Annotated in this window: 22 protein-coding genes and 1 pseudogene; 11 read left to right on the forward strand and 12 right to left on the reverse strand. The window is 70.9% G+C overall.

All coding sequences use genetic code 11. From position 1 onward, the window contains the following. Window positions 1-179: 179 nt before the first annotated feature. Window positions 180-425 carry a hypothetical protein gene (locus tag JGS22_RS05780; protein WP_211042594.1) on the forward strand — a complete coding sequence of 82 codons (246 nt, stop codon included), beginning with the start codon at window positions 180-182 and terminating at the stop codon, window positions 423-425. Window positions 426-674: 249 nt separating this feature from the next. Here JGS22_RS05780 and JGS22_RS27300 read toward each other — a convergent pair. After that, window positions 675-839: pseudogene (locus JGS22_RS27300) on the reverse strand (hypothetical protein); the annotation flags it as partial. Window positions 840-999: 160 nt separating this feature from the next. Further along, window positions 1,000-1,641: a GyrI-like domain-containing protein gene (locus tag JGS22_RS05785; protein ID WP_236073038.1), complete on the reverse strand. Its 642-nt coding sequence runs from the start codon at window positions 1,639-1,641 to the stop codon at window positions 1,000-1,002. Between the two features lie 218 nt (window positions 1,642-1,859). Between JGS22_RS05785 and JGS22_RS05790 the strand changes: the two genes are divergently transcribed. From JGS22_RS05790 to JGS22_RS05800, 3 genes are all read left to right on the forward strand, one after another. Further along, window positions 1,860-3,005, forward strand: a complete 1,146-nt coding sequence (locus JGS22_RS05790; RefSeq protein ID WP_211042593.1) for a hypothetical protein — start codon at window positions 1,860-1,862, stop codon at window positions 3,003-3,005. 328 nt (window positions 3,006-3,333) lie between these two features. Beyond that, the gene (locus tag JGS22_RS05795) at window positions 3,334-7,716 is read left to right on the forward strand and encodes a bifunctional nitrate reductase/sulfite reductase flavoprotein subunit alpha (protein WP_372454299.1); all 4,383 of its coding nucleotides are present in this window, start codon (window positions 3,334-3,336) and stop codon (window positions 7,714-7,716) included. Window positions 7,717-7,934: 218 nt separating this feature from the next. After that, entirely contained in the window at window positions 7,935-8,270 is a 336-nt protein-coding gene (locus tag JGS22_RS05800) for a VOC family protein (RefSeq protein WP_216815069.1), read from the forward strand. Between the two features lie 188 nt (window positions 8,271-8,458). Here JGS22_RS05800 and JGS22_RS05805 read toward each other — a convergent pair whose 3' ends face one another. The 3 genes from JGS22_RS05805 to JGS22_RS05815 all read right to left on the reverse strand — a co-directional run bounded on the left by JGS22_RS05805 (window position 8,459) and on the right by JGS22_RS05815 (window position 9,718). Next, the gene (locus tag JGS22_RS05805) at window positions 8,459-8,998 is read right to left on the reverse strand and encodes an LOG family protein (RefSeq protein WP_211043368.1); all 540 of its coding nucleotides are present in this window, start codon (window positions 8,996-8,998) and stop codon (window positions 8,459-8,461) included. 130 nt (window positions 8,999-9,128) lie between these two features. Further along, window positions 9,129-9,404 (reverse strand): hypothetical protein, encoded by a 276-nt coding sequence (locus tag JGS22_RS05810; protein WP_211043370.1) that lies wholly within the window; start codon window positions 9,402-9,404, stop codon window positions 9,129-9,131. Beyond that, entirely contained in the window at window positions 9,401-9,718 is a 318-nt protein-coding gene (locus tag JGS22_RS05815) for a hypothetical protein (RefSeq protein WP_211043372.1), read from the reverse strand. Before JGS22_RS05815 ends, JGS22_RS05810 begins: the two co-directional genes overlap by 4 nt. Window positions 9,719-10,033: 315 nt before the next feature. Between JGS22_RS05815 and JGS22_RS05820 the strand changes: the two genes are divergently transcribed. Next, a complete protein-coding gene (locus JGS22_RS05820) occupies window positions 10,034-12,121 on the forward strand; it encodes an NADPH-dependent 2,4-dienoyl-CoA reductase (protein ID WP_216814857.1) in 2,088 nt (695 codons plus the stop codon). 124 nt (window positions 12,122-12,245) lie between these two features. Here JGS22_RS05820 and JGS22_RS05825 read toward each other — a convergent pair whose 3' ends face one another. Further along, window positions 12,246-12,911, reverse strand: coding sequence for a DUF4276 family protein (locus tag JGS22_RS05825; RefSeq protein WP_211041949.1), 666 nt, complete (start codon window positions 12,909-12,911; stop codon window positions 12,246-12,248). After that, window positions 12,908-14,095 (reverse strand): AAA family ATPase, encoded by a 1,188-nt coding sequence (locus JGS22_RS05830; RefSeq protein ID WP_308405536.1) that lies wholly within the window; start codon window positions 14,093-14,095, stop codon window positions 12,908-12,910. The genes JGS22_RS05825 and JGS22_RS05830 overlap by 4 nt, the downstream gene beginning before the upstream one ends. Window positions 14,096-14,214: 119 nt before the next feature. Here JGS22_RS05830 and JGS22_RS05835 point away from each other — a divergent pair, with 119 nt between their 5' ends. The 5 genes from JGS22_RS05835 (at window position 14,215) to JGS22_RS05855 (ending at window position 17,759) form a co-directional block, all read left to right on the forward strand. Continuing rightward, window positions 14,215-14,853 (forward strand): PadR family transcriptional regulator, encoded by a 639-nt coding sequence (locus JGS22_RS05835; RefSeq protein ID WP_211041947.1) that lies wholly within the window; start codon window positions 14,215-14,217, stop codon window positions 14,851-14,853. 222 nt (window positions 14,854-15,075) lie between these two features. Further along, window positions 15,076-15,591 (forward strand): lytic polysaccharide monooxygenase auxiliary activity family 9 protein, encoded by a 516-nt coding sequence (locus JGS22_RS05840; RefSeq protein WP_211041946.1) that lies wholly within the window; start codon window positions 15,076-15,078, stop codon window positions 15,589-15,591. Between the two features lie 217 nt (window positions 15,592-15,808). Beyond that, window positions 15,809-16,609 (forward strand): helix-turn-helix domain-containing protein, encoded by an 801-nt coding sequence (locus tag JGS22_RS05845; RefSeq protein ID WP_211041945.1) that lies wholly within the window; start codon window positions 15,809-15,811, stop codon window positions 16,607-16,609. Further along, window positions 16,606-17,220 carry a hypothetical protein gene (locus tag JGS22_RS05850; RefSeq protein ID WP_211041944.1) on the forward strand — a complete coding sequence of 205 codons (615 nt, stop codon included), beginning with the start codon at window positions 16,606-16,608 and terminating at the stop codon, window positions 17,218-17,220. Before JGS22_RS05845 ends, JGS22_RS05850 begins: the two co-directional genes overlap by 4 nt. A 104-nt stretch (window positions 17,221-17,324) precedes the next feature. Continuing rightward, entirely contained in the window at window positions 17,325-17,759 is a 435-nt protein-coding gene (locus JGS22_RS05855; RefSeq protein WP_211041943.1) for a VOC family protein, read from the forward strand. A 201-nt stretch (window positions 17,760-17,960) separates the two neighbouring features. Here the strand turns inward: JGS22_RS05855 and JGS22_RS05860 are convergent, their stop codons facing one another. Then, window positions 17,961-18,440 (reverse strand): VOC family protein, encoded by a 480-nt coding sequence (locus tag JGS22_RS05860; RefSeq protein WP_211041942.1) that lies wholly within the window; start codon window positions 18,438-18,440, stop codon window positions 17,961-17,963. Window positions 18,441-18,683: 243 nt separating this feature from the next. Here JGS22_RS05860 and JGS22_RS05865 point away from each other — a divergent pair, with 243 nt between their 5' ends. After that, complete coding sequence (locus JGS22_RS05865) at window positions 18,684-18,920, forward strand: chaplin (RefSeq protein WP_211041941.1); 237 nt, start codon at window positions 18,684-18,686, stop codon at window positions 18,918-18,920. A 224-nt stretch (window positions 18,921-19,144) separates the two neighbouring features. Here the strand turns inward: JGS22_RS05865 and JGS22_RS05870 are convergent, their stop codons facing one another. The 4 genes from JGS22_RS05870 to JGS22_RS05885 all read right to left on the reverse strand — a co-directional run. Further along, on the reverse strand, window positions 19,145-20,257 hold the full coding sequence (locus JGS22_RS05870) for an AI-2E family transporter (protein ID WP_211041940.1): 1,113 nt from the start codon (window positions 20,255-20,257) through the stop codon (window positions 19,145-19,147). 219 nt (window positions 20,258-20,476) lie between these two features. Further along, a complete protein-coding gene (locus JGS22_RS26990; protein WP_211041939.1) occupies window positions 20,477-21,085 on the reverse strand; it encodes a response regulator transcription factor in 609 nt (202 codons plus the stop codon). 463 nt (window positions 21,086-21,548) lie between these two features. Next, window positions 21,549-22,631: an SIS domain-containing protein gene (locus JGS22_RS05880; protein WP_211041938.1), complete on the reverse strand. Its 1,083-nt coding sequence runs from the start codon at window positions 22,629-22,631 to the stop codon at window positions 21,549-21,551. A 386-nt stretch (window positions 22,632-23,017) separates the two neighbouring features. Then, on the reverse strand, window positions 23,018-24,543 hold a 1,526-nt coding region (locus tag JGS22_RS05885; RefSeq protein ID WP_236073039.1), incomplete at its 5' end, for a choline/carnitine O-acyltransferase.

Below are 24,543 nucleotides of genomic sequence, written 5' to 3' on the forward strand. Positions count from 1 at the left end.
TGCAAAGAGCGCTCGCGGCGCACGGCTTGAGCCCCGGGTCCGCCCCACACCCGCAGCGACCTCCGCTCGACCCGATCCACCCCAAGAGATGGCCGAAAACACCCACGGAAGGTCCGCGACACGGAGGGCGATCACGGAAACACTCATGGTGACCGTTTCCCGTAGGGAGAGGACTTCCCATGCGTATCACCATGCGTTCGCTCGTCGCTGCCGCGACTGTCGCCGGCATGATGGCGTTCGGCGCCGCCACCGCACAGGCCCACGACTCGGGCAAGGTGCACAAGGAGAGCTACGAGCTCGAGATCGAGGTCGGTGACGTCTTCGCCCCCGAGGCCGAGGTCGAGAACTCCGAGTTCGTACAGATCGACCAGTCGGTGACCGCCATCGTCACCGAGGTCACCTTCGGCGACATGGTCATGGACTGACCCGGCCGCATCGTCGGCCCGGCGTCGATCGCACACCGCGAGCAACGCCAACCGCCCCCGCAGCGCACGGACTTGTCCGTACCCGCCGCGGGGGCGGTGCCGTTTCTGCCTCCCGGCACACAGCGCCGACACCCTTGGCGCTCGGGCACCCCGGGCGGCCGGCACCGCCCGGGAGCCCCAACCGGCCCGGGTGTCGCGCTGCATCCGCAGTTGCTCGCGACGGGAGAGCCGGGTCTGGGGGTGGTCGGGACCCAGCACCCGCCGTCTGCCGAGGGCCACCTGCGCGAGCAGTCGTGCCGCCCGCGCGTGGTCGCCGGACTCCCCGAGGTTGTGGGCGTGGTTGTGGCACGTGGTGAGGTCGCGGCACGTGCGTGGACTTCGCTCCGCGGCGTCGCGGAACCGCGCGCTCCTCATTGGTCGACGTCGGCATCTCGCTCGCCCGGGACCTGCCGGACGACTGCCGGGCGACTCCGGTGCCGATCGGCGGCCCGGTCCAGCACCGAGCAGCGGGTACGACACCGGTTACCCGCCCTGCCGCGAACGGCCCGGCTCGGGGGACGTCGCGCGAACGGCCCTACCGGTCCGACTCCCGCTCCGGCAGGGGTTCGACGGGCTGGCGCAGGAGTGTGCGCAGCTTCTCGGGCGCGGTGCGTCGGGAGTCGTTGAGGTAGATCTCGTGATGCCTGCCGGTCATGCGCAGCCGCTCGTCCGGGATGAAGTCGTGGTGCATCCGGTTGAGCAGCGGCGCCTCGTCGTCGTACGAGCCGAGATGCAGGGTCTGGACGCACAGCCCCTCGTCGAGCGACTCCAGGCGTACCGCGTCCAGGCGGGGCGGGCGCTTCTTTCCGGCCTCGGCGACGGCGGCGGCGAAGTGTGCTTCCTCGATCCACTCGGGCACCATGATCATCAGTGTCCAGTCCCAGCGGCTCTTGTCGCGGGCGGCCGTGAAGGCGTCCATGTCCCGGGCCCACCACAGGCCCTCCAGCGGCGGGACGACGTAGTCGCGGTCGAGCCGGCGCGCGCTGGCGAACTTGAGCTTGTAGGCGACCGGGTAGAGCGACTCCACGGACTCGGCGAAGGCGGCGGAGGTGTTGGGGTCGCCGTGGCCGTCGATCATCAGATAGCGGGTGGACGGCACCCGCAGGACCCGGAACTCGCCGTGTTCCGCCCGGTAGCTGTCGAGGGTCTTCTTGAAATCGCTCTTGTTGCTCGGCATCAGCCCTGTCTACCGCCCGGCGCTGACACAGGACGCGCCGATACGCCGACCAGCGGGGCCCTTCGGGCGCCCGAACTCCGAACGTGACGGACGCATATACCGGCCACCGATGTTACCCAGCAGTGAACCTGACCAAAATGTCACCGGCGCCACCGCCGCGGGTGGGACAGGATGGTCGACGAAGATCACTTCCCCACAGATGATTGGCGACGCTCCACATGTCCGGTCACCGCAGCACCTCCCTCTACGACGTCGACGCCTTCCCGCTCAACGCGCTGATCCGCTCGGTGCAGTTGGCGAACACCGGCGTCGCCGCCATGGCGGTGGCCTCCGGTCTCCCCCTGTCGAGCATGGGGGACGACCTCGTCGTGGTGCGGGAGAGCACCGCACCCTGGTTCGAGTCCCAACTCCCCCGCCTGCTCGACCTGTTCACCGGCGTGCAGCGGCACGCGGCGCTGGTGGCCGGCCTCTCGCCGGAGGGCGTGGACCGGCTCCTCGCCGACTGGGGCACCCCGCACGGCAGGCAGGAGTTCCGGGAGGCGGGCCAGGGATACGCCGACGACGCCCGGGCACAGAGTGCACGCGCCTCCGACACCGCGGCCGAGGCCCGCAGGTTCCTCGTCGACTTCGACACCGACCTCTCCAGCCTCGCCTTCCGCGCGGAGACCCAGGGCTGGTCGACCCCGGAGGGCGTCGCCGCCGCCGGCAAACGTCTGCGCACCGCCGCCGGCCTGCTGCTCGAACCGGCGGTCTGCACCTCGGCCACCGCTCTCGTCGCCGGTGACACCGGAGCGCTCCGGGGCCGGCCGGGTACGGTCCTCCACCTCTGCACCGCCGACCCGGACGCGCCGGACCGGTCGGAGGGCGCGGACGGGCCGGAGGGCGCGAACCGGGCGGAGGGCGCGGACCGGCCGGGCGGGGCGGCTGAGCGGGCGGCGTTCGAAGAGCAACGGGCCGCCGCACACGCCCTCTTCGCGGTGCTGGGCGAACTCGGGGGCGAGACGGCCGGCACCGCGCTGCTCCAGGAGTTGAAGCTCGGCCTCGACCAGGCCGTGGAGGCCGTGGCAGCCGCCACCGACCGAATCGCCCGCGCCTGGACGCACACCGCCGAACGCTGGGACGTCCTCGACGACGACACGGACCCGACCGCGGTGCGCAACCGGCTGCTCGCCGCACCGGACGACTTCCACCTCCTGCACGCGGCGTGCGCGCGGGCGGAACCGCTGGCGGCCCCGCCGGTGGTGCTCAGCGACAGGCTCGCAGAGTTGCTGGAGCAGCCCGCCGGTCGGCCGCTCGACCTGGTGGGGTTCGTCGCCACCGTCACCTACGGACACCGCCGCGCCGCCGAGGGGCGCCAGGCCTGAGGTCCGGCCCGGGCCGTTGCCGCCGGCCCCCGGAAGCCGGTGCCGGCACGGCCGGCCCTCACCGCCGTCACCGCCGTCACCGCCGTCACCGCCGGGGTGTGTGGGGCGCGTACCCCCTGCCCCGACGGGCGGTGATCCGACGGAAATCGGAGCCTTCTAGAGTCTGGGCCCGTACCCGTACCCGTACCCGGGACCGGGCCGGGCCCGGGCAGAGGCAGGGGCCGGAGCGAGAGAGGAGCCAACCGTGCGCACGCAGCGGACGTCGGTCACCGGCGACGGCACCGACCGGGTGAGAACGGTCTGCACCTACTGCGGTGTCGGCTGCGGGATGCTTCTCCAACTCACGGGTGCCGCGCAGGACTTGGCCTCCGCGCCCGCGCGCCCGACCACTCCGCCCACGCCGACCGCCCCGCACCCGCCGACCGCCCCGCACCCTGCGGACGGCAGCCGGCGTACGCGGGAAGGGGAGGCCGCACCGCGCGTCGTCACCGGGGTGTCCGGCGACCCGGACCATCCGGCCAACCGCGGTCGCCTCTGCACCAAGGGCGCCACCACCGCCGAGATGCTGGCCGCACCGGGCCGGCTGTCGGCCGCGCTGGTACGACCCGACCGCGCGGACGCCCCCGGACTGCCGGACCGCGGCGCGGCTCCCGTACCGACCCCGACCGCCGAAGCGGTCGCGCACACCGCACGCCGGCTGCGGGCACTCGTCGATCAACACGGTCCGGACTCGGTGGCGTTGTACGTCTCTGGCCAGATGAGCATCGAGGCCCAGTACCTCGCCAACAAGCTCGCCAAGGGCTATCTGCGCACCAACCGGATCGAGTCCAACTCCCGGCTCTGCATGGCCGGGGCGGGCAGTGGCTACAAGCTCTCGCTCGGCGCGGACGGACCACCCGGCAGCTACGACGACCTCGACCGTGCCGACCTCTTCCTGGTGATCGGCTCCAACATGGCCGACTGCCACCCCGTCCTCTTCCTGCGGATGATGGACCGGGTCAAGCGCGGTGGCGCCAAGCTGATCGTCGTCGACCCCCGGCGCACCGCCACCGCGGAGAAGGCCGACCTCTTCCTCCGGATCAGGCCCGGTACCGATCTGTCGCTGCTCAACGGCCTGCTGCGGCTGCTCGTCGACAACGGCCACACCGACGACGCGTTCATCGCCGAACACACCACGGGCTGGCCGGAGTTGGCGGCGATGCTGACGGACTACCCGCCCGACCGCGTCGCCGGGACCACCGGCATACCGGAAGCGGAGCTGCGCGAGGCCGCGCGACTGATCGGCGAGGCGAGCAACGGCGGCGAGTGGACCAGCTGCTGGACGATGGGCCTCAACCAGTCCACCCACGGCACCTGGAACACCAACGCCCTGATCAACCTCCACCTCGCGACCGGCGCCATCTGCCGGCCGGGCAGCGGACCGTTCTCGCTCACCGGTCAGCCGAACGCCATGGGCGGACGTGAGATGGGCTACATGGGCCCCGGGCTCCCCGGCCAGCGCTCGGCGCTCGATGCCGAAGACCGGGCGTACACCGAGGAGTTGTGGGACGTCGAGCCGGGGACGATACGCGCCGACGGCCACGGACGCGGCACCGTCGAGCTCTTCGAGCGGATGGCGCGCGGCGAGGTCCGGGCCTGCTGGATCATCTGCACCAACCCCGTCGCCTCGATCGCCAACCGCGACACGGTGATACGCGGCCTGAAGGCGGCCGAACTCGTCGTCACCCAGGACGTGTTCGCCGAAACCGAGACCAACGCGTACGCCGATGTCGTACTGCCCGGCGCCATGTGGTCCGAGGCGGAGGGCGTACTGGTCAACTCCGAACGGAGCCTCACCCTGGCCGCGGCGGCCACCGACCCGCCCGGCGACGCCTGGCCGGACTGGCGGCTGATCGCCGCCGTCGCCTGCGAGATGGGCTACGAGCGGGGCTTCTCCTACGACAGCGCCGAAGAGGTCTTCGCGGAGATCACCCGCGCCTCCAACCCGGCCACCGGCTACGACCTGCGCGGGGTGAGCCACGAACGGCTCCGCGCGGGCCCGGTGCAGTGGCCGGCCGCCCCGGACGGCCCCGACCGCAACCCCGTGCGCTACCGCAACGACGGTGTGCACTCCCCACTGCTCGTACGGGAGGACGGTACGCGCCCCGCGCTCGCCTTCCCGACGCCCGACGGACGGGCGGTCTTCTACGCCCGTCCGCACCTTCCGGCCGCCGAACTCCCCGACGACGAGCACCCGTTCGTGCTCAACACCGGACGGGTGCCGCACCAGTGGCACACCCTCACCAAAACGGGACGGGTCCCGCGACTGAACCGCCTCAACCCCGGCCCGTTCGTCGAGATCCACCCCCGGGACGCCTGTGCCCTGCGGGTCGTGGACGGCGATCGGTTGCGGATCGCCTCCAGGCGGGGGCACGCGGTCCTGCCCGCGGTCGTCACCGACCGTGTGCAGGAGGGGAGTTGCTTCGCCCCGTTCCACTGGAACGATCTGCACGGCGAGGAGCTGAGCATCAACGCGGTCACCAGTGACGCGGTCGACCCGATCTCCTTCCAACCCGAGTTCAAGGTGTGCGCGGTCGCGCTCAGCCGGGTCGGGCCCGCGGCCCGCCCGGGCACCTCGGGGGCCGGCGCGGCGGGCCGCGTCGTCGAGGCGTCCGGGGCCTCGGCAGCAACCCGCGCCGACCACGACGGCGACGGTGCCGGCAATGGCGGCAGCGCCCCTGACAGCGGCAGCCGCTCGCATCGCGGGAGTGGCCAAGTTTCCGCTCTTCAGGCCGTGTTGGGCATACCCGACCTCGCCCCACCGGCGCTCGACGAGCGAGCCCGCCTCTACCTCAGCGGCTTCCTCGCCGCCCTGTCCACACCATCCGTCGACCCCGCAGGCCCCGCCCGTCCGGCCGGCCCCGCCGCGGTCGCGTACACCGGTGCTGTGCCCGTGCTCCCGGCGGACGCGCCGCTCGAACCCGCCGCCGTCCACTGGGTGAACGGACTGTTGGCCGGCCACTATTCACGCGCGGCGCCGACCGTCCGGCCGAGTGCGCCACCGACCGCGCCGCCGATCCCGCCCACGGAGGACGACGGTCGACCACTGCTCATCCTGTGGGCCTCCCAGACCGGCAATGCGGAGGAGGCGGCTCAGCGCCTCCACACCGAACTGTCCGAAACCGGCCGTCGCCCCCGACTGCTGGACATGGAGTCCCTCCTGCCCGGCGGGCTCCCGCGCAACGCCGACCTTCTGCTGGTCACCAGCACCTACGGCGACGGTGAGGCACCCGACAACGGCAACGGGTTCTGGGAGGCCCTGTCGCACCACGACGGCCCGCGCCTGGACGCGGTGCGGTACTCCGTCCTGGCACTCGGTGACTCCTCCTACACCGACTTCTGCGGTCACGGACGCCGCCTGGACGCCGCTCTGGACGAACTGGGCGCCCGCCGTCTCGCCCCCCGCGCGGACTGTGAACCGGACTACCGGGAGGCCGCCGGGCGCTGGACCGAGGCGATACGTGCCGCCCTCGCCGACCGTTCAACTGCCGTCGCCGTCACCGCTGTCGAGCACACCGACAAGCAACGCCCCACCAGAGTCGCGCCGTTCGTCTCCCGGCTCGTCGGCAACCGCCTGCTCGGCCTGCCGGGCGCGGCCAAGGAGGTGCGTCAGTTCACCCTCGCCGCCGAGGGCCTCGACCACCGGGTCGGTGACGCGCTCGGCGTGCTGCCGCTCAACTGCGCCTCGTTGGTGGGGGAATGGCTGGATGCCACCCGCACCGACCCGAACGCCCCGGTCCGCCCGCGGGACCTCGGGCTCGATCCGCAGCAGCACCCCGTCGATCCGCTGCCGCTGTCACAAGCGCTTCTGCGGCACTTCGACATCACCCGTGTCACCCCCGGCCTCCTGAGGCTGCTCGCCGAGCGCAACGGCAGTCCCGTACTGCGCAAGCTCCTGCGCCCGGACAACACCGGGGAGTTGGCCCAGTGGATCTGGGGACGGCAGGCGGTGGACGTGCTGAAGGAGTTTCCGGTCGACGCCGAACTCGCGGACTGGCTCGGCGTGTTGGGGCAGCTCCGGCCGCGGCGGTACTCCATCTCCTCCAGCCCGCTCACCGACCCCGGGCTGCTCTCGCTCACCGTCTCGGTCGTCCGCTACGGGACCAGGGACGGTCTGCGCACCCGCAAGGGGGTCGCCTCCACCTTCCTGGCCGACGCACCCCCGGACAGCCCCGTACAGGTCTTCGTCCAGCCCACCGCGCACTTCCGGCCACCCGCAGACCCGCAGACGCCGATGATCATGGTCGGCCCCGGTACGGGCGTCGCGCCCTTCCTCGGCTTCCTCCAGGAACGCCGCGCGCTGGGCCACTCCGCACCGAACTGGCTCTTCTTCGGCGAACAGCACGAGGCCACCGACTTCTACCACCGCGACCAGCTCACAAAGTTGCGCGACGACCGGGTGCTCACCCGTCTGGACACCGCCTTCTCCCGCGACCAGCGCAACAAGGTCTACGTCCAGGACAGGCTGCGCGAGCACGGCGCCAAGGTCTGGTCCTGGCTCCGGGACGGCGCCCACTTCTACGTCTGCGGGGACGCCTCGCGGATGGCGGGCGACGTCGACCGCGCGCTGCACGAACTCGTCGCGCTGCACGGCGGCCTCGACGAGCAGGCGGCCCGCGCCCACGTCAAACAGCTCGTCTCCGACAGGCGCTACGTCCGCGACGTGTACTGACCGCGCTGACGGCCGAGCCGGCCGCCGGTCGACTCGCTAGGCTGGCGCCGTGACGACCGGGTCGGCCATGGGCCACACACGAGACGGGCGCCCGGCTCCCGGGTGATCCCCCGGCGGGCCCGCGGCCCGTCGCCACACCGCGCCCCGAGGCGGCCCGGCCGGCGGGCGTCGACTCAGTACGGCTCGACCACACCGTCGTCCACGCGTCCGACCGGCAGCTGTCCGCCGAGTTCCTGGCGGCGATCCTGGAGCTCGAGGTCGGCGCCCCGTTCGGCCCGTTCCTGCCGGTCGACCTCGGCAACGGCGTGACGCTGGACTTCTACGAGGTGCGTACCGGGGACATCCAGCCCCAGCACTACGCGTTCCTCGTTCCGGAGCAGCGTTTCGACGCGATGATCGACCGGCTCGGAGCGCTCGGCGTGACGTACTACGCGGACCCGCCCCACACCCAACCGGGCCGCACCAACGACTTGTTCGGCGGGCGCGGCGCGTACTTCGACGACCCGGACGGGCACAACATGGAGATCATGACGCGCCCGTACCGGCGTCCCTGACCACCGGTGGCCGGGCGGGCTCGCACCCAGACGCCTGCCCGGCAGCCGGGCCGCCCACAGCCTGACCACCGGCAGCCCGGTCGTCTGCCCAGCCTGCGGGCTGCGGTCTGCGGTCTGCGGTCTGCGGTCTGCGGTCTGCGGGTGAACTCCGTTGCGGGAGCGGCGTGTTCACCCGCGGCGGGCGCCGGTTACTCCAGGCCCTGGCTCTCCTCCAGATGTGCCATCGCCCCGAGAGGCTCCTCGGCGAAGAAGACCAACTCGGTGAGCGGACGCGGGAGGAAGCCCTCGTCCTCCATCCGCTGGAACTGCTGCTTGAGGCCGTCGTAGAAGCCCTCGGTGTTCAGCAGGACGACCGGCATCTCGGTGTGGCCGTGCTTCTTCAGCTCCAGGATCTCGGTCGCTTCGTCGAGCGTGCCGGTGCCACCGACCATGACGACGACCGCGTCGGCCTTCTCGAGCAACAGCCTTTTGCGCTCGGCGAGATCGGGGGCGATCACCATGTCGTCGACGTCCGGGCGGGACCGGTCGGCCAGGAAGGCCACGGACACCCCGCACAGCCGGCCGCCCGACTCGTGCACCCCGTCCGCGACGACCTTCATCAGCCCGACGTCGGAACCGCCCCAGACCAGAGTGTGCCCACCCCTGCCCAGCAGTTCCGCGAACTCCCGCGCGGGGCGCGTGTAGCGCTCGTCGAGTTCGGCGGCGGAGAGAAAGACGCAGATACGCATGGACGCAGCGTACGTGCGCCGGCAGGCCGTTCACAGAGCGCCGCCGACCGGCCGCCGACACGGCCGCAGCCCGGCCCGGGCCGCACATCCGGGCGCCACCGCGATCCCGGGCCCGACGATCCTCCCCGGCTCACTGGTTGGAGACGGCAGCCACGATGTAGAAGGTCACCACGACCGCGATGATGACCGCGAGCGCGATCCGGGCGAGGTGCACCACCCGCTCGGAGGTCTCCACCTCGTGCGTGCGCAGATGGTCCTCGACCCTCGCCCGGGCGGAGAACGTCGCGTCCGTACGAAGCCCGCAGCTGTCGCACTCCAGGACGCGGGTGAAGAGGCGACCCTCGCGGATGTGCACCTCGTGGGTGCGCCCCTGGGGATCGGTGCCGGTGTACGTGCTGAGCTTCATCCCTCCCCCGCCTCCTCGGACCGCTCCGAGGGCGCGCCGTGCAGCACGTCGTACAGATAGGACTTGCCGTTCTTGAAGCTGCGCCACACGGTGGCCGGCGGCTGCGTCTCCTCGCCGATGGTCTCCAGCGGCTTCGCGACAACCGTGCCGTCCGGCAGCTCGCAGTGCCGGCCGTCTGCCGGCGACCACACGCACAGCACCTGCCCGTCGATGCGCAGATGGGCGGGTCGGCCGTGGCGCTCGCCGTTTCGGGTGAAGTGGTAGCGCAGACCGTCGAGACGGCGCTCGAAGGTGAGCGTGGTGAGTGACCCCATGCCTCCGGCAGCGTACGGACCCCGAGGCGGTCCGGCGAGCCCTTTGCCCGCAGTCACCGCAGGGCGCCCCGCAGCCCGGTCCCCACCCCCAGCCCCTGAGCCGTGAGCCCGTGAGCCCGTGAGCCCGTGAGCTGCCCGAACGACGCGAAGTCGGCTGTGCCACAATCTTGTGCAACTTGTTGCACAACCCTCGGCGGTCACCTACAACAGAGTGGCGAGCCCCCGCACCCCCGCACAGCACCGCAGCCTCCATACCCCGCACCGCCGCCGCAGCCCGGCGGGCGCCCGAAGAGCGAGAGAGACGAGACGAATCGGATGAGCTCCCACCACCCCGTCGACACCCCTTCGGCACACCCGACGCAGCCCGGCGACGCCTCTCCCTACCCCCGGCTCCTCGCACCGCTCAACCTCGGCCACGTCACACTGCGCAACCGCGTCCTCATGGGCTCGATGCACATCGGGCTGGAGGAGGCGGAGAACGGCTTCGCACGGATGGCCGCCTTCTACGCCGAGCGCGCCAGGGGCGGCGTCGGACTGATCGTCACCGGCGGCATCTCGCCGAACGAGGCGGGCCGTCCGTGGGACGGGGGCGCGAAGCTCACCACCTCCGAGGAGGCCGCGCAGCACCGCGTCGTCACCGAGGCGGTGCACCGCGAGGGCGGCCTGATCGCCATGCAGATCCTGCACTTCGGTCGCTACGCCTACCACGAGCAGCTGGTGGCACCCAGTGCGATCAAGGCCCCCATCAGCTTCTTCGAGCCGCACGCCCTCACCGACGACGAAGTCGAGCAGACCATCGAGGACTTCGTACGGGCCGCGGAGCTGGCGCGCGAGGCGGGCTACGACGGCGTCGAGGTCATGGGGTCCGAGGGCTATCTGATCAACGAGTTCATCGCCGCCGCCACCAACCACCGCACCGACCGCTGGGGCGGCAGCTACGAGAACCGGATGCGCTTCCCCCTGGAGATCGTGCGGCGCATACGGGAGCGACTGGGCCCCGACTTCGTCCTGATCTACCGGCTCTCCATGCTCGACCTGATACCCGGCGGCTCCACCCTGGAGGAGGTCACCACCCTCGCGCGGCGCATCGAGGAGGCCGGGGCCTCGATCATCAACACCGGAATCGGCTGGCACGAGGCGCGCATCCCGACGATCGTCACCTCGGTGCCGCGCGCCGCGTGGGCCTGGGTGACCAAGAAGCTCATGGGAACCGTCGACATCCCGCTGGTGACCACCAACCGCATCAACACCCCCGAGAAAGGCGAGGAGTTGCTCGCGGAGGGGTACGCGGACATGGTGTCGGTGGCGCGGCCCATGCTGGCCGACCCCGACTTCGTCGCCAAGGCCGCACAGGGCAGGCCCGAGGCGATCAACACCTGCATCGGCTGCAACCAGGCGTGCCTGGACCACACCTTCTCGCTGAAGATCACCTCCTGCCTGGTCAACCCGCGGGCCTGCCACGAGACCGAACTCGTCCTCTCCCCCACCCGCCGCGCCAAGCGCCTGGCGGTCGTCGGCGCGGGCCCGGCCGGTCTCGCCTTCGCCGTTTCGGCGGCCGAACGCGGGCACCGGGTCACCCTCTTCGACGCGGACGACCGCATCGGCGGCCAGCTCAACCTCGCGGCCGGCATCCCCGGCAAGGAGGAGTTCCACGAGACACTGCGCTACTACCGCCACCGACTCGACGAGCTCGGCGTGGAGTTGAGGCTCGGCACGCCCGTCTCCGCCGCGGACTTCGCGGCCGGCGGCAGCCACCCGGGCCACGACGAGATCGTCGTCGCCACCGGCGTACTGCCGCGCACGCCGGAGATCGAGGGCGTGGACCACCCGAGCGTGGTCAGCTACCTCGACGTGCTGAAGGGCGCCGAGGTCGGCGAGCGGGTGGCCGTACTGGGCGCGGGCGGCATCGGATTCGACGTCGCGGAGTACCTCACCGACGACGAGGAGCACGCGGCGCTCAACCCCGAGGTCTTCCTCCGCCAGTGGGGCGTCGACCCCGAGTACCGGGAGGCCGGCGGCCTGACCGAGGCCAAGCGCAGCAAGCCGCGGCGCACCGTGCACCTGCTCCAGCGCAAGACCAGCAAGGTCGGCGCGGGGCTGGGCAAGACCACCGGCTGGGTGCACCGCAACGAACTGCGGGCGCGCGGCGTGGAGATGGTCGCCGGCGCGACGTACGACCGCGTCGACGACGCCGGTCTGCACATCACCGTCGGGGGGGTCAGAAGGGTCGTCCCGGCCGACACGGTGGTGCTCTGCACGGGGCAGGAGCCGCGCCGCGACCTGTACACCGAACTGGAGGCGGCCGGCCACACCGTCCACCTCATCGGCGGCGCCGACGTCGCCGCCGAGCTGGATGCCAAACGCGCCATCGACCAGGGCACCCGCCTCGCCGCCACCCTCTGACCCCGCCCCGCCGCACCCGAAACCCCTTCCCCACGCCCGCCGCGTCCCGTCACCCTCACGACGGGACGCGGCGAGGCACCCCCGTGGCACCACACCAGCGCTCCTGGCAGACACGGTCAGACGGCTACGGTGCACCCACGATCTCTTTGACCCCACGAACAAAGGTCAGAAAGCTGGGCGAACGGCTCTGACTCACCGACAGGTGAGGGCCCGCTCGTTTCCCCCACTGCGGCTTCGACGCCACCCGCACTCCACTCGTGCCGAGCACCTTTCCGAACGCGTCGGACGCTTTGCCTGCAGCGAGGTCGGGGTTCTGTCGGTACTTTTTCGGCACTTCACCCGGAACCTTGGGGAACGCCTTCCGCACAGCATCCCAGTCGCCGAAGTACCAACATTCCAGCTCTCGTACGGCTATCCGGTTCAGCACCTGGAACGCGCCCTCGGGCGCGTCGGCACGCGGCACCATCCCCGCGTTCCGCGCGATTCGGTCCAGACGCAGCTTCAACTCGGCGCAGTTGTCGTTGTCCTGATCGAGGAGAACGACCACACGTACGTCCGAACCCCGCTGGCGGGACAGCGCATAGCCCTCCAGGCGCTGCGGAAGCTTCTTCAGCAGGTCCGGCTTCCCCTGAAACTTGCGGATACCGACTCGGATTCGAGTTCCCTGAAGCAGGTTCGACAACAGGGGCTTGAGCGCCTCCTCGGCGGACTCCTCCTCGACGAGGACCTCCAGTTCGATGCCTCCGAACGCAGTCTTGGTGCGCTTGCCACCGCTGCTCACCCTGCTCATTCGAAGTCTCCCACTGCGGTCACCGGCGTTCGAGGTTCGGGCAACTCCTCGAAGTACCCCTCTTGCCAGAGGTGGCCCAGCTGCGCTCCGTTGTCGATCATGTCGTTCACCAGGGGGATGTCTCTGGGGCGAATTACTTGCGAATAGCCCGTACCGTCCCGGTACAGCGCGATGACTTCTTCGGGACGGCAGGAGTTGATGAACTCGTGGGAGTGCGTAGTCACCAGGACCTGGGACTTGGTACTTGTCTGCCGGCACTGCTCGGCCAGCCCGGGAAGAACCGTCCGGTAGAGGTGGTTCTCCGGCTCTTCGATTCCGATGAACGGCGCAGGGTCCGGATCGTGCAGCAGCGTGAGATACGACAGGAGCTTGAGAGTCCCGTCCGAGGCGTTGCTCGCGAGCACTGCGTCGCGAAACGGTGCGTCCTTGACGAAGAGCACGAGCCTGCCGTCCGGCGAGGTCTTGTAGTCGACCTTCTCCAGGGTGGGCACCGTCTCCGAGAGGGCCTGGGTGATCGCGTTCAACCGCTCCGGATGGTTCTCCTTCAAGTACTGGAGAACATTGCTGAGGTTGTCCCCGGACTGCGACAGGCGTTCCTGCGGACCGGCCGTGGGCGATCTACGCTCCTCGGCAACGGACAGGTAGGACAGATACCAGCCGGAAATGAATCGCCTCAGTGCGACGACCCTGGGGTGTGAGCGAAACTGTCCGAGAGCGTTCACCGCCAGAGTGTCCGGGGTGTCGAGCTCCTCTTCGTACTTGTTCCCGGTCTCCTCGTCGACGACATGACCACGCCCAGCCTCAAACTGCAGAATATGAGTCGGCCGCCCCTGCCCCGGATTCGTGTTCCAACGCAGCAGTTCTCGGCTCACCACCGGGCGGCCACGTTCCTCTGCGAGTTCCAGCCGATAGGTGAGCAATCTCGCGTTGGGAGCCTCGCGGTAGGAGAGTTGCACCGCGATCGGGCCTTTCGCGCCGCGGGACAGGAGCTCTCTGACACCTCCGCGCTGATCCATTGCACTGCGAACCCCCAGCGTGAAGCACACTTCCAGGAAGGCGAAAACGTCGAAGAGCGTGGACTTTCCACTGCCGTTCGGCCCGACCAGAACAGTGAAGGGCTTCAGGTTCTTGATGTGCACGTTCTGCAGGGCGCGGTAGTTCTCGATTCTGATCGATTCGATCACGGGGGGTCGCATGAAGGCTCCTCGTCGCACTGTCGGGCTGTGCCGTTGCGCCGGCCGCCCTGTTCATCCTAGGCAGCACCTGAGAGGTGGCGTCGGGCAGCGCTCTCTAGGATCGGTTCATGTCACTGCCGCACGCCATCCTGACCGCGCTCCTGGAGAAGCCGTCCTCCGGGCTGGAGCTGACGCGCCGGTTCGACAAGTCGATCGGGTTCTTCTGGTCGGCGACGCATCAACAGATCTACCGCGAGCTGGGAAAGCTGGAGCAGGCCGGACTGATCCGGGCCCTGCCGAGCGCCGAGCGGGCACGCGGCCGGCGCAAGGAGTACGAGGTACTGGCCGCCGGGCGCGGGGAGTTGGCCCGTTGGACGGCGTCCAGCGACGAACCCAAGCCGCTGCGGGACGCGTTGGCGGTGCGCATCCGGGCGGCGGCGGTCGTCGGAACGGCCGGACTGGAGGCGGAGCTGGAGCGCCATCTCGCCGTGCACCGCGAGCAGTTGGCGTCCTACCTGGCGATGGCCGAGCGGGATTTTCCGCGCACCGGCGCGCAGGATTCTGCACGCGGGGAGCCGGACTCGTCGCGCGGCGAGCGGGATTCTGTACGCAGGGAGCCGGTTTCTGCACGCGGGGAGCGGGACGGTGGCGCCGAGCAGACCAGGCTGCACGAGGTGCTGCTGCACGGGGGTGTGCGGATGGAGACGTTCTGGGTGGAGTGGCTGGCAGAGGTGCTGGAAGCGGTGCGTGCACTGGACCGCGACTGATTCGCGGAGAGCCGTACCGGAGGTGTCGGAACGCGGGTCAACTCTTGGATTCCCGGGGCGGATTGCGTCCGAGCCCTTGACGGTACGCCGCCAAGCCTTAAAGTCTAGACCAATAACGGGTTCGAGGCGCCCGACCCGTGTACCCCCCTGGCCGCGTACAGGAAGCCGAGCTTCCCCCCACCCTGACTCGCGGCACAACGCTCCTCCTCACAAGGAGACAGAATGAACCGGAAACGCAAAGTCGCCGCACTCATCGGCGCGGGCGTCGCCCCGCTGATCGCGGTCTCCCTCCCCGCAAGCTCGGCGTCTGCCCACGGCTACGTCGACTCCCCGCAGAGCCGTCAGGCTCAGTGCGCCGCCGGCGTCGTGGAGTGCGGTGACATCAAGTACGAGCCGCAGAGCGTCGAAGGACCCAAGGGCCTGACCAGCTGCAGCGGCGACAACGGACGCTTCTCCGAGCTGGACGACGACGGCAAGGGCTGGAAGGTCAACCAGGTCAGCTCCTCGCAGGACTTCACCTGGAAGATCACCGCCCGGCACGCCACCAGCACCTGGCAGTACTTCGTCGGCGGCGACAAGGTCGCCGAGTTCGACGACGGTGGTGCCCAGCCCGGCGAGACCGTGAACCACACGGTCGACTTCGGCGGCAAGAGCGGCAACCAGAAGGTGCTCGCCGTCTGGAACATCGCCGACACCCCCATGGCCTTCTATGCCTGCATAGACGTCAACATCGGCTGATCCACCTCGGGCGCGAGAGCGTGTGGCCGGGCGGTCCTCCGCCCGGCCACACGTCTGTCCGCGGCCCCCGGCCCTCCGGGGCCGTCCACGGCCGCCCCGCGCCGCCGTGCCGCCGCCCCTCCGACCCGTCGCCCCTTCGACCCTTCGACCCTTCGCCCCTTCGACCCGCGCCGATTCGCTTTGACCTTGTCGCGACGTCAAGGTCTGTACTGGGCACATGCGAATCGGAGAGCTCGCCGCGCTGGCCGGTGTCAGTACCAGGACCGTGCGGCACTACCACAGGATCGGGCTGCTGCCCGAGCCCGACCGCCGCTCCAACGGCGACCGCCTCTACGGGTTGAGAGACGCCGTACTGCTCGTCCGGGTGCGGCGCCTGACCGAGCTGGGACTCAGCCTCGACGAGGCGGCCGACGTGCTGGCGGACGACGCGGGCCGCGAACTCCGGGAGGTGCTCGCCGAGCTGGACGCGAGCCTCGCCCTCCAGGAGGAGCACCTGCGCTCCCGCCGCGCCCAGCTCGCCGCACTGCGTGAACTGGCCGACGACCGGCTGCCCGCCGAAGGTCCGGTCAGCCCCGAACTGGCGGCCGTGCTCAGTGAGATGACACGCACCGCGGGCGAACTGCCCGGCGAGGAACCGGAGACGGCCCGCCGGGAACGCGAACTGCTCGTACTGCTGGACGGTTCGCCCTCCGGGGCGGCCCGCGGCTGGCTGAAGCCGATGACCGAGGCGCTGCGCTCCGACCCCGAAGCGGTCCGAAGGGCCTACGAACTGTACGCGCGGATGGACGAGTTGGCCGATGCGGCAACGGACGACCCGCGCGTCCCGCAGGTCGCACGGGCGATCGTGGACGTGCTGCCGGCGGAAGTCGCCGACCATCTGGCCGGAGAACTCACCCGCACACCGTTGGACCCGGAGTCCGAGGACGGGTTCACCAGAGCCTTTTTCGCGGAGCAGGCACCCGCGCAGGCCGAAGCCGTGCGCCGGGCGATCGAACTGCTGCGGGAGCGTGCCCGATGATCGTCCGTGTACTGACCGTCCTGCGCCGGCTCCTCGTGCACGAGGCCCTGCGCTGCACCAGCACCGTGCGCTGGGTCGCCCGGCGCGGGCCGCACGCTGTCCGCGCGGGCGCGACCGCCCTGCCCTACGCCGCCGAGCAGGCGTTCCTGATGTACACGATGATCTTCGTTTCGGTGATCGAGACCATCGTGCTCGCCCTGGTGATCCCGTGGCCGGTCGTGCACCTGACACTGCTGGTCCTCGGCATCTGGAGCATCTTCTTCGCCGTCGGACTGCACGCCTCGTGCGTGGTGCGCCCCCATGTTCTGGAGGCCGACGGGTCGTTGCGGGTCCGGTACGGCGCGCTCGTCGACATTCGGATCCCGGCCGGCAGCATCGCCTCGGTCACCGCGCACCGCCAAGAAGGAGGCGGCACGGGGAAGTCCCAGGAAGACGGTTCGGTCGTGGTGGGCGTGGCCGGGCAGACGACACTCACCGTCGAACTGACCGAACCCGTGGCGTACACAAGGCCGTTGGGGCGAAAGGCGTCGACCGGCGTCGTCCACCTGCACGTCGAGGATGCCCGTACGGTCGCCGCACTGCTGCGCTCCGCGGTGGCGGAAACCCGCTGACCGACGGCCCGGCCGGGCTCTGCTGCTCCCCGGCTCCGTCACGCGGTCGGCCCGGTCGGCCCGGCCGGCACCACGGGGCCTGCCGGGCCGGTTAGCGTTGCCGCATGGAGCAGCGAATCAGCCTGGTGACGCTGGGAGTCACCGACCTCGAAACGGCCAAGTCCTTCTACACCGCGCTGGGTTGGCGCGGCCAGGAGGCCGAGGAGACGTTCTTCTTCCAGGCCAGCGGCCAGGCGATGGTGCTGTGGAGCAGGGAGCGGCTGGCCGAGGACTGCGGAGTGCAGGACCCGGGCCCGGTCGCCTTCGGCGGCATCGCGCTGGCGCACAACGTGCGTTCGGCGGCCGAGGTGGACGAACTGCTGGAAGCCGCAGTCCGGGCGGGCGGCCGGATCACCCGCCCCGCGGGGACCACCTTCTACGGCGGATACGCCGGAGTCTTCGCCGACCCGGAGGGGCATCTGTGGGAGGTGGCGCACAACGAGGGCTTCCCGCTCGCCGAGGACGGGTCCCTCACCCTTCCGGACTTCGACGCCAAGTAGCCACGGGACACGGACGGTTCGGCGCCCGCACGCCCAACGCAGCGCCCGTTCGGACCCGGGGCGCCGGACGGGCGCGCACCCCGGGCCGTGGACGGGCCCCCGACAACGGACGGACTTCCCACACCGGACGGGCACCGGCCACCAAGCCGGCCCCGCCACCGCGCCGTTCGTACCCCGCACGCGTACGCGGCGCTCGCCTGCTCAGCCCTTCGCGGCGCCCTCCAGCACCCGGACATCGAGCCGGCGCATCCCGAGCATCGCCGTCATCACTCGGTTCGCCACCTCACGGTCCGGGTCGGCGAGCAGCTCGGGCAGCCGGCGGGGGACGATCTGCCACGACAGCCCGTACCGGTCCTTGAGCCAGCCGCACTCGCCCTCCTCGCCGCCGTCCGCGGTCAGCGCCGTCCACAACCGGTCGACCTCCGCCTGGTCGGCGCACTCCACGGAGAGCGAGACCGCCTCGTTGAAGCCGAAAGGCTGCGCACCGCCGTTGAGCGCCATGACCCGATGGCCGGCGAGCGTGCCGTACACGACCAGCGGCCGGTCGGCCCGTCCGGGGTCGGCGGGCAGGCTGGGCTGCACCCGCTCGATGCGGGAGTCGCCGCCGAGGACATCGACGTAGAACTCCATCGCCTCCTCGCCCCGGTCGTCGAACCACAGGCATGTGGTGATCTTCTGCATCGCGGACGCCTCCCTGGTGCGGTCTGCCGCTCTCTCGCCGGGTACCGACCGGCCGGTGGCCGGAAACTCATCGGCAGGCGTACGCCCCGGTCCGACGGGCGCGTACGCACACTTCGGGGCGCCGGGGAAGGGCGGGAGCGCCGCACGGACCCAGCACTGCACACCATCGGGTGAAGTACGTTTTGGAGATCATCGGACGGTGAAACGTTGGCGCTGACACCTTTCTACGAAGGAGCGCATCACATGCGTCTACGCGCCACCATCCTCGCTTCCGCCTTCGCCGCCGTCACCGTCCTGGGCGGCGCGGCCACCGCCGTCGCCGACGACGGCGTGCAGGGCGTCGCGAAGAACTCCCCCGGCGTCCTGTCCGGCAACGTCGTCCAGATCCCGGTGAAGATCCCGATCAACGTCTGCGGCAACACCGTCAGCGTGATCGGCGCCCTGAACCCGGCCGCGGGCAACGTCTGTGTGAACGACTGACGCAGCGCCCGGCTTTCCCACGAGCCCCTGCCGACCGCTTCACGCGGCGGCAGGGGCTCGTGGCTGCCCGGGCACACCGCGACCGCGGAGCAAGGCGCGGGCTTCCGGGCTCCGGCTTCCGGCTTCCGGCTTCCGGCTTCCGGCTTCCGGGAGCGAGGGGCGGGCGTTCGCCACCCGGCACCCGCCGACGGCACGCGCGGCACGCACCGCACGCGGCACGCGGCTCAGGCGGCCGGTTCGGTCGGCAAGTCCGCCAGTGCGCGCCGGAGTTCGGTCACCACCCCGAACGCCGCGGCGGTCAGCGGCACCGCCATGAGCGTGCCGAGCAGCCCCGCGACCGAGGCGCCCGCGGTCACCGCGATCATCACCAGCGCGGGATGCAGCGCGACCGTCCGACTCTGCACGATCGGCTGGAGGAAGGTGCCCTCGACGAACTGCACCAGCAGCACCACCCCCAGCGCCGCCGCCGCGATCCACAACCCCTGGTCCGCGAAGGCGACCAGCACCGCGACCGTGCCGGACAGGAAAGCACCGACGAAGGGCACGTACGCGCCCACGAAGACCAGGGCGCCCAGCCCGTACGCCTGCGGCACACCGAGCAGCGCGAGGCCCACCGTGATGAACAGCGCGTCGATCGCCGCGATCACCGTTGTGCCGCGCATGTAGCCGGCCATCGCCTCCCAGGCCCGCCTGACCATCCGCAGCGCGAGGGTGCCCTGACCGCCGGGGGTCCGGTCGCGCACGGTGCGGACGAGTCGCCCACGGTCCCGGAGCAGGAAGAAGACCAGCGCGAGGGTGAGCACACCACCGGCGAGCAGTTGGCCGGCCAGGCTCAGTCCGCCGAGCACACCCTTGGCGGCCTCACCGGCGATACCGCGGCCGAGCGAGGTGAGGCTGTCGGCGGCGGTCGAGACCAGGTCCGCGGCGGGCCCCTTGGAGTCGGACACCTCGTGCACCGCCGAGCGCATCGCGCCGGCCAGGTCGGTCGCCGCGTTGGCCAGCACCCGGACCACGATCCACACCACGCCGCCGACGGCCAGCACCAGCGCGGTGGCGGAGAGTCCGGCAGCCGCCCCCTTCGGAACGCCGACCCGGCGCAGCAGCCGGTCCAACGGTGCGACCAGTGCTGCGACGAGGACCGCGACCAGTACGGGGATGAGCGCGACCCGGAGGACATAGGCGAGCCAGAGGAAGAGCGCCACCACCGCCGCGCCCAGGAGCAGCGCCGACGACCAGCGGATCGTCAGCCGCAGGGCGGTGTCGACCTGCGCGGGCGTCAGCCGGTCAGTGTGCTCGGTGTCGGGCCCGGCGCTCGCTGCCGAGTCGTCGTGGGGCATGTCGCTTCTCACCACCGGTGACGTACGGGCGCCCCGCCGACTGGCGGGACATCCTGCCCATTACGTCACAAATGATCCGGCACGCGGCGCAGGGCGAGCCGACGACCGGGGGTTACCGCTTCCCGGTCGCTGGTTGCCCGTATGCGTTCGCGTGCCGCCCGTACCGTGCCCGCATCCGCCTCCGACTCGCTCCGACGCGCGGAGGAGAGGCAGGGGCCGTCAGATCCAGCCGTGCTCCCGGGCGATGCGGGCGGCGTCGAAACGGTTGCGGGCGGTGAGCTTCCTGATCGCCGAGGACGCCAGGTTCCGCACGGTGCCGGGTGCGAGGTAGAGCTCGCGGGATATCTCCTTCAGCGACGCCCCGGTGACAGTGGAACGCAGTATCTCCAGCTCGCGATCGTTGAGCGTGCGCGCCATCGACACGTGCTCCGGCGGTCCCAGCAGATCCGGGCTGATCGTCCTGGCACCCGCGGCGACACCGCGGATGGCCTTGATCAGCTGCGGAAGCGAGGCCTCCTTCGGCACGACGCTGAGGACACCGGCCTCTAAGGCCCTGCTCGCCAGGGCCTTGTTGGGCCGGGAGGCGATGAGCGCGATGCCGCAGGACGGCACCCGCCGTCGCATCTCGTCCGCCAGGCCCCACGGTTGACCGATCAGCGCCTCGCTCGCCACCAGAACGGCGGCTCCGCCGGTGGAGGCAGCAGGGATCACCCCGCTGCGCTCACCCACCGCACCGACCACCTCGAATCCCGGCACGGACTCGAAACACTTGCTCAGCGCCTCGGAGAAAATGAGGTGCTCGTCCGCTATCACTATTCGAATGCCCACGAACGTCAAACCCCCGTCGTCGCGATGTAGGCGGACCGCACCAGGTGCGTGTCCACCCGTCCAACCCCGGCGGCGGGACAAGCGGCGTGTGACCGACAAAGGCACACATACGGAGGGTCAGCGAACACTACCCCTCAGTCCACTCCCATCCCCGCCAGGGAGCATTACCGATTCTTGAGCAGGACTGACCGAATTTGCAGGGGATTTGAGCAACTTCTGAGATTGGGCTTCGCGAACGTAAGTGCACAGTGCGGGTGAAAGCGGAATCACGCGTATGTGGTTTCCACGAGATCGAAGGAGAAATCGGACACGACGCGGTCACGCCGCAACCGGCTGCGAGCGACCGCGGCCGACACATTCACGCCGCGCGCCTCCGAAGTCCCGGCCGGACACACCTCGGCCCGCACCCCCGGGGTCGGGGCGCGGGCCGCGGTCGCGTGCAGCCGGTCGGACGGGCGGCGCGTCAGTGCGTCTCGGTCACCTTCGCCAGTCCGCGGGGGGTGTCCGGGTCCTGGCCGCGGGCGATCGTGACCTCGTGGGCGAGGAGTTGGAGCGGGATGATCTCCAGAATCGTCTGCAGCTCCTCGGCGATCCCCTCGATCGGCAGCACGAACCCGGCGGATGCCCGGGCGACATCGGCCTCGGGGCCGAAGACGACCAGGTCGGCGCCGCGCTCGCGCAGCCGCTCCAGGACCGGCTGCAACGCCGCACCGCCGCGTCCGTCCGGCACGACGGCAATCACCGGCGAGACGTTCCCGACCATGGCCAGTGGTCCGTGCAGCAGATCGGCACCGGAGTAGGAGAGCGCCGGGACGTAGGTGGTCTCCATGAGCTTCAGCGCGGCTTCCTTGACCGTGGGGTAGCCGTACCCGCGCGAGGTGAAGACCATCCGCTCGGCGAACCGGTAACGGGCGGCGAGCGCCCTGACCTCGTCCTCGCGGGCCAGCAGCTCCTCGGCGCGGCGCGGGAGTTCCGCGGCGGCCTCGCCGTCGCCGCCGCGCAGCCCCTCGACCAGCAGGTAGAGGGCGAGCAGCGAGGCGGTGTAGGTCTTGGTCGCGGGCAGCGCGTACTCCGGGCCGGCCATGACGTCGAGGTGGTACTCGGAGACCTCGGCCAGCGGAGAGCCGGGGTTGTTCGTCACGGCGAGCGTGATCGCACCGGCCTCGCGGGCGGCCCTGGTGGAGGCCACCAGATCGGGTGAACCACCGGACTGGCTGATGGTGATCACCAGCACGTCCCGCAGGTCCTGCTGCGCGCCGTACGCCGTGGTGGTCGACATCGAGGTCAGCCCGCACGGCAGCCCGAGCTTGATCTCCAGCAGGTACTTCGCGTACAGGGCCACGTTGTCGGAGGTGCCCCGGGCCGTGAGCAGCACGAAGCGCGGCTTGCGCGCCGCGATCCGGTCGGCGACGGAGCGGATCGCGCCCGCGCCCTCGTTCAGGAGGCGGCGGAGAGCTGCCGGCTGCTCGGCGATCTCCCGCGCCATGATCCGGCCCGGCACCTCGTCGGTGTGTGCGGCGCCTTCGGCAGGGGTCGGGGCGGTCATAGCGGGGTGCCTCCTGGGATGAGGGAGTACGGACGCGCGAGAAGCGTCCTGCGTCACTTGTAGCCCATCACCCCAGCAGAGGTCTAGTCCACTTGTGCGAGCCCGTGACGGCTTCTGCCCGAACGGCGGGTGGCATCTGCGTGCCGACGTTCGGGCGACTCGTTCCGCGCCGGGTCCGGCCGAGCACCGGCGGCGCCCAACCGGTCGCGGAGGCAAGGACGGCTCCGCGCCGCGGCTCAGCGCTCCCCGCAGACGGGACGCAACGCGCCCCCGGGGCGGGGTTGCCGTCCCGGGGGCGCAGGTGAGGGCGCGGGTCGGGGCTGCCGTTCCGGCGGCGCGGGTCGGGGTGGCCGCCCGGGGCGCGCCGACCGCAGCCGGTGGTGGCGTCAGCGCTCCTCGTCCGCCAGCAGCTCCCTCAACTCCCCGACCGCCGTGCGGAGTTCGGCAGCGAAGGCGCGCATCTGCCCGGCGACCGGCTCGGGGGTGCTCAGATACAGATGGAAGCGGTCCGGCAGCAGCACGTACGCCACCCCGATGCAGCGGCTGCTGGTCGAGCCGAAGCCGAAGTACTGGATGTGGGTGGACGGCGCCGAACTGGTGCTCAGGTAGTCGTCCCGCATCGTCGTCCAGCCCGGCGTACGGAAGAGCGACGGCTCCTCGGTGACGCCCAGCTCCGCGCCACGGCGCTTCTGGATCAACTGGAGTTCCCACAGGTGCTGTTCGGGCGCACGGCCCGCCTTGCACTCCTTCGCCCGTGCGACGTGTGCGGCGGCGGCTGCCCGCACCGCCGCACGGCGGTCGGCCGGGTCGCCGGACGGGTCCTGGAACGTCCGTACGAACTCGACGATCTCCGGGGTGACCACTCGCATCGCCTCGGTGCGCCCGCGCCGCCACTCGCGCGTGGCGATCGACTCGTACGTCGCACCCAGCCGCCCTTTCGCACGCTGGTGGGCGAGCTGGTACGCGAGCTGGACGAAGGCGTCGGGCGAGACGCCGAGCGCCTTGGCGTCGGAGGTGCCGAAGTCGTCGAGGGCGACAGCGGTGGTCGCGGTCGCGTCGGCGTACTGCGCGAACGCCCGTGCTGCGTCGACCACTTGGGTGCGCAGGTCGTCGCTGAGCCCGAACTCCAGCTCGATCAGGGCGGGTTGACCCTGCCCTGCGGCCCCGGACAGCCTGGACTGCTCCTCGGCCGGGGTGCCGAGCAGCGCGTCGGTGAAGCTGAGGATCGTCGTACCGTCGAGCTCGCAGTGCTCGACGTTGATGCCGGCCCGCCCGTCCCGGAAGACGACGAGGGAGACGGCCTTGTCGAACCAGCGGTTGCCGCTGTCACCGTGCAGCAGCGCGTCGCAGGCCTCCAGTTCGCCGGTGGGGGCGAGATCGTCCAGGCAGAGGTGGAACAGGGACGTCTCGACGTCGTCGAGGAGGTCCGCGTTGCGCGGATGGCAGTCGAGCAGCGACTGCCTGGTCGCCGCCCACTCGGCCCGCGCCATGGTGGTGAGATGCCCGACCGAGGCACCGGGGCCGGCCGGCTCCGCACCGGACTTCAGCACCGCTCGCAGACCGGACTCCAGATCCTCCAACGAGTGCGGCACCGCGTCCGGCCCGATCACCTCCAACCGGAACATGCGGCCGTGGAAGAGGACCACGATGTGCCGCGCGCCCGAAGGCCCGGGCCAGCTCGGTGAGTACGGCGAGCGGACGGAGTCCTGGACCTCGCCGGGGATTCGGGTGGTGGAGAAGAGGTACTTGTTCTGCTCCATCGTCAGCGCCTGTCCGCGCTGGGTGACGGGCGGCAGGCTCTCCTCGTCGAGCTGCCGCTTGTAGTGCACGGCGGCGGCGATCAGCCCTGCGGCGCGGCGTATCTGGGGCGCGTGCGGGTCGGGAGTGGGGTGAGGCCCGGCCGAGTGCGGGT

The organism is Streptomyces tardus, from assembly GCF_018101125.2.
Lineage (GTDB): Bacteria > Actinomycetota > Actinomycetes > Streptomycetales > Streptomycetaceae > Streptomyces > Streptomyces tardus.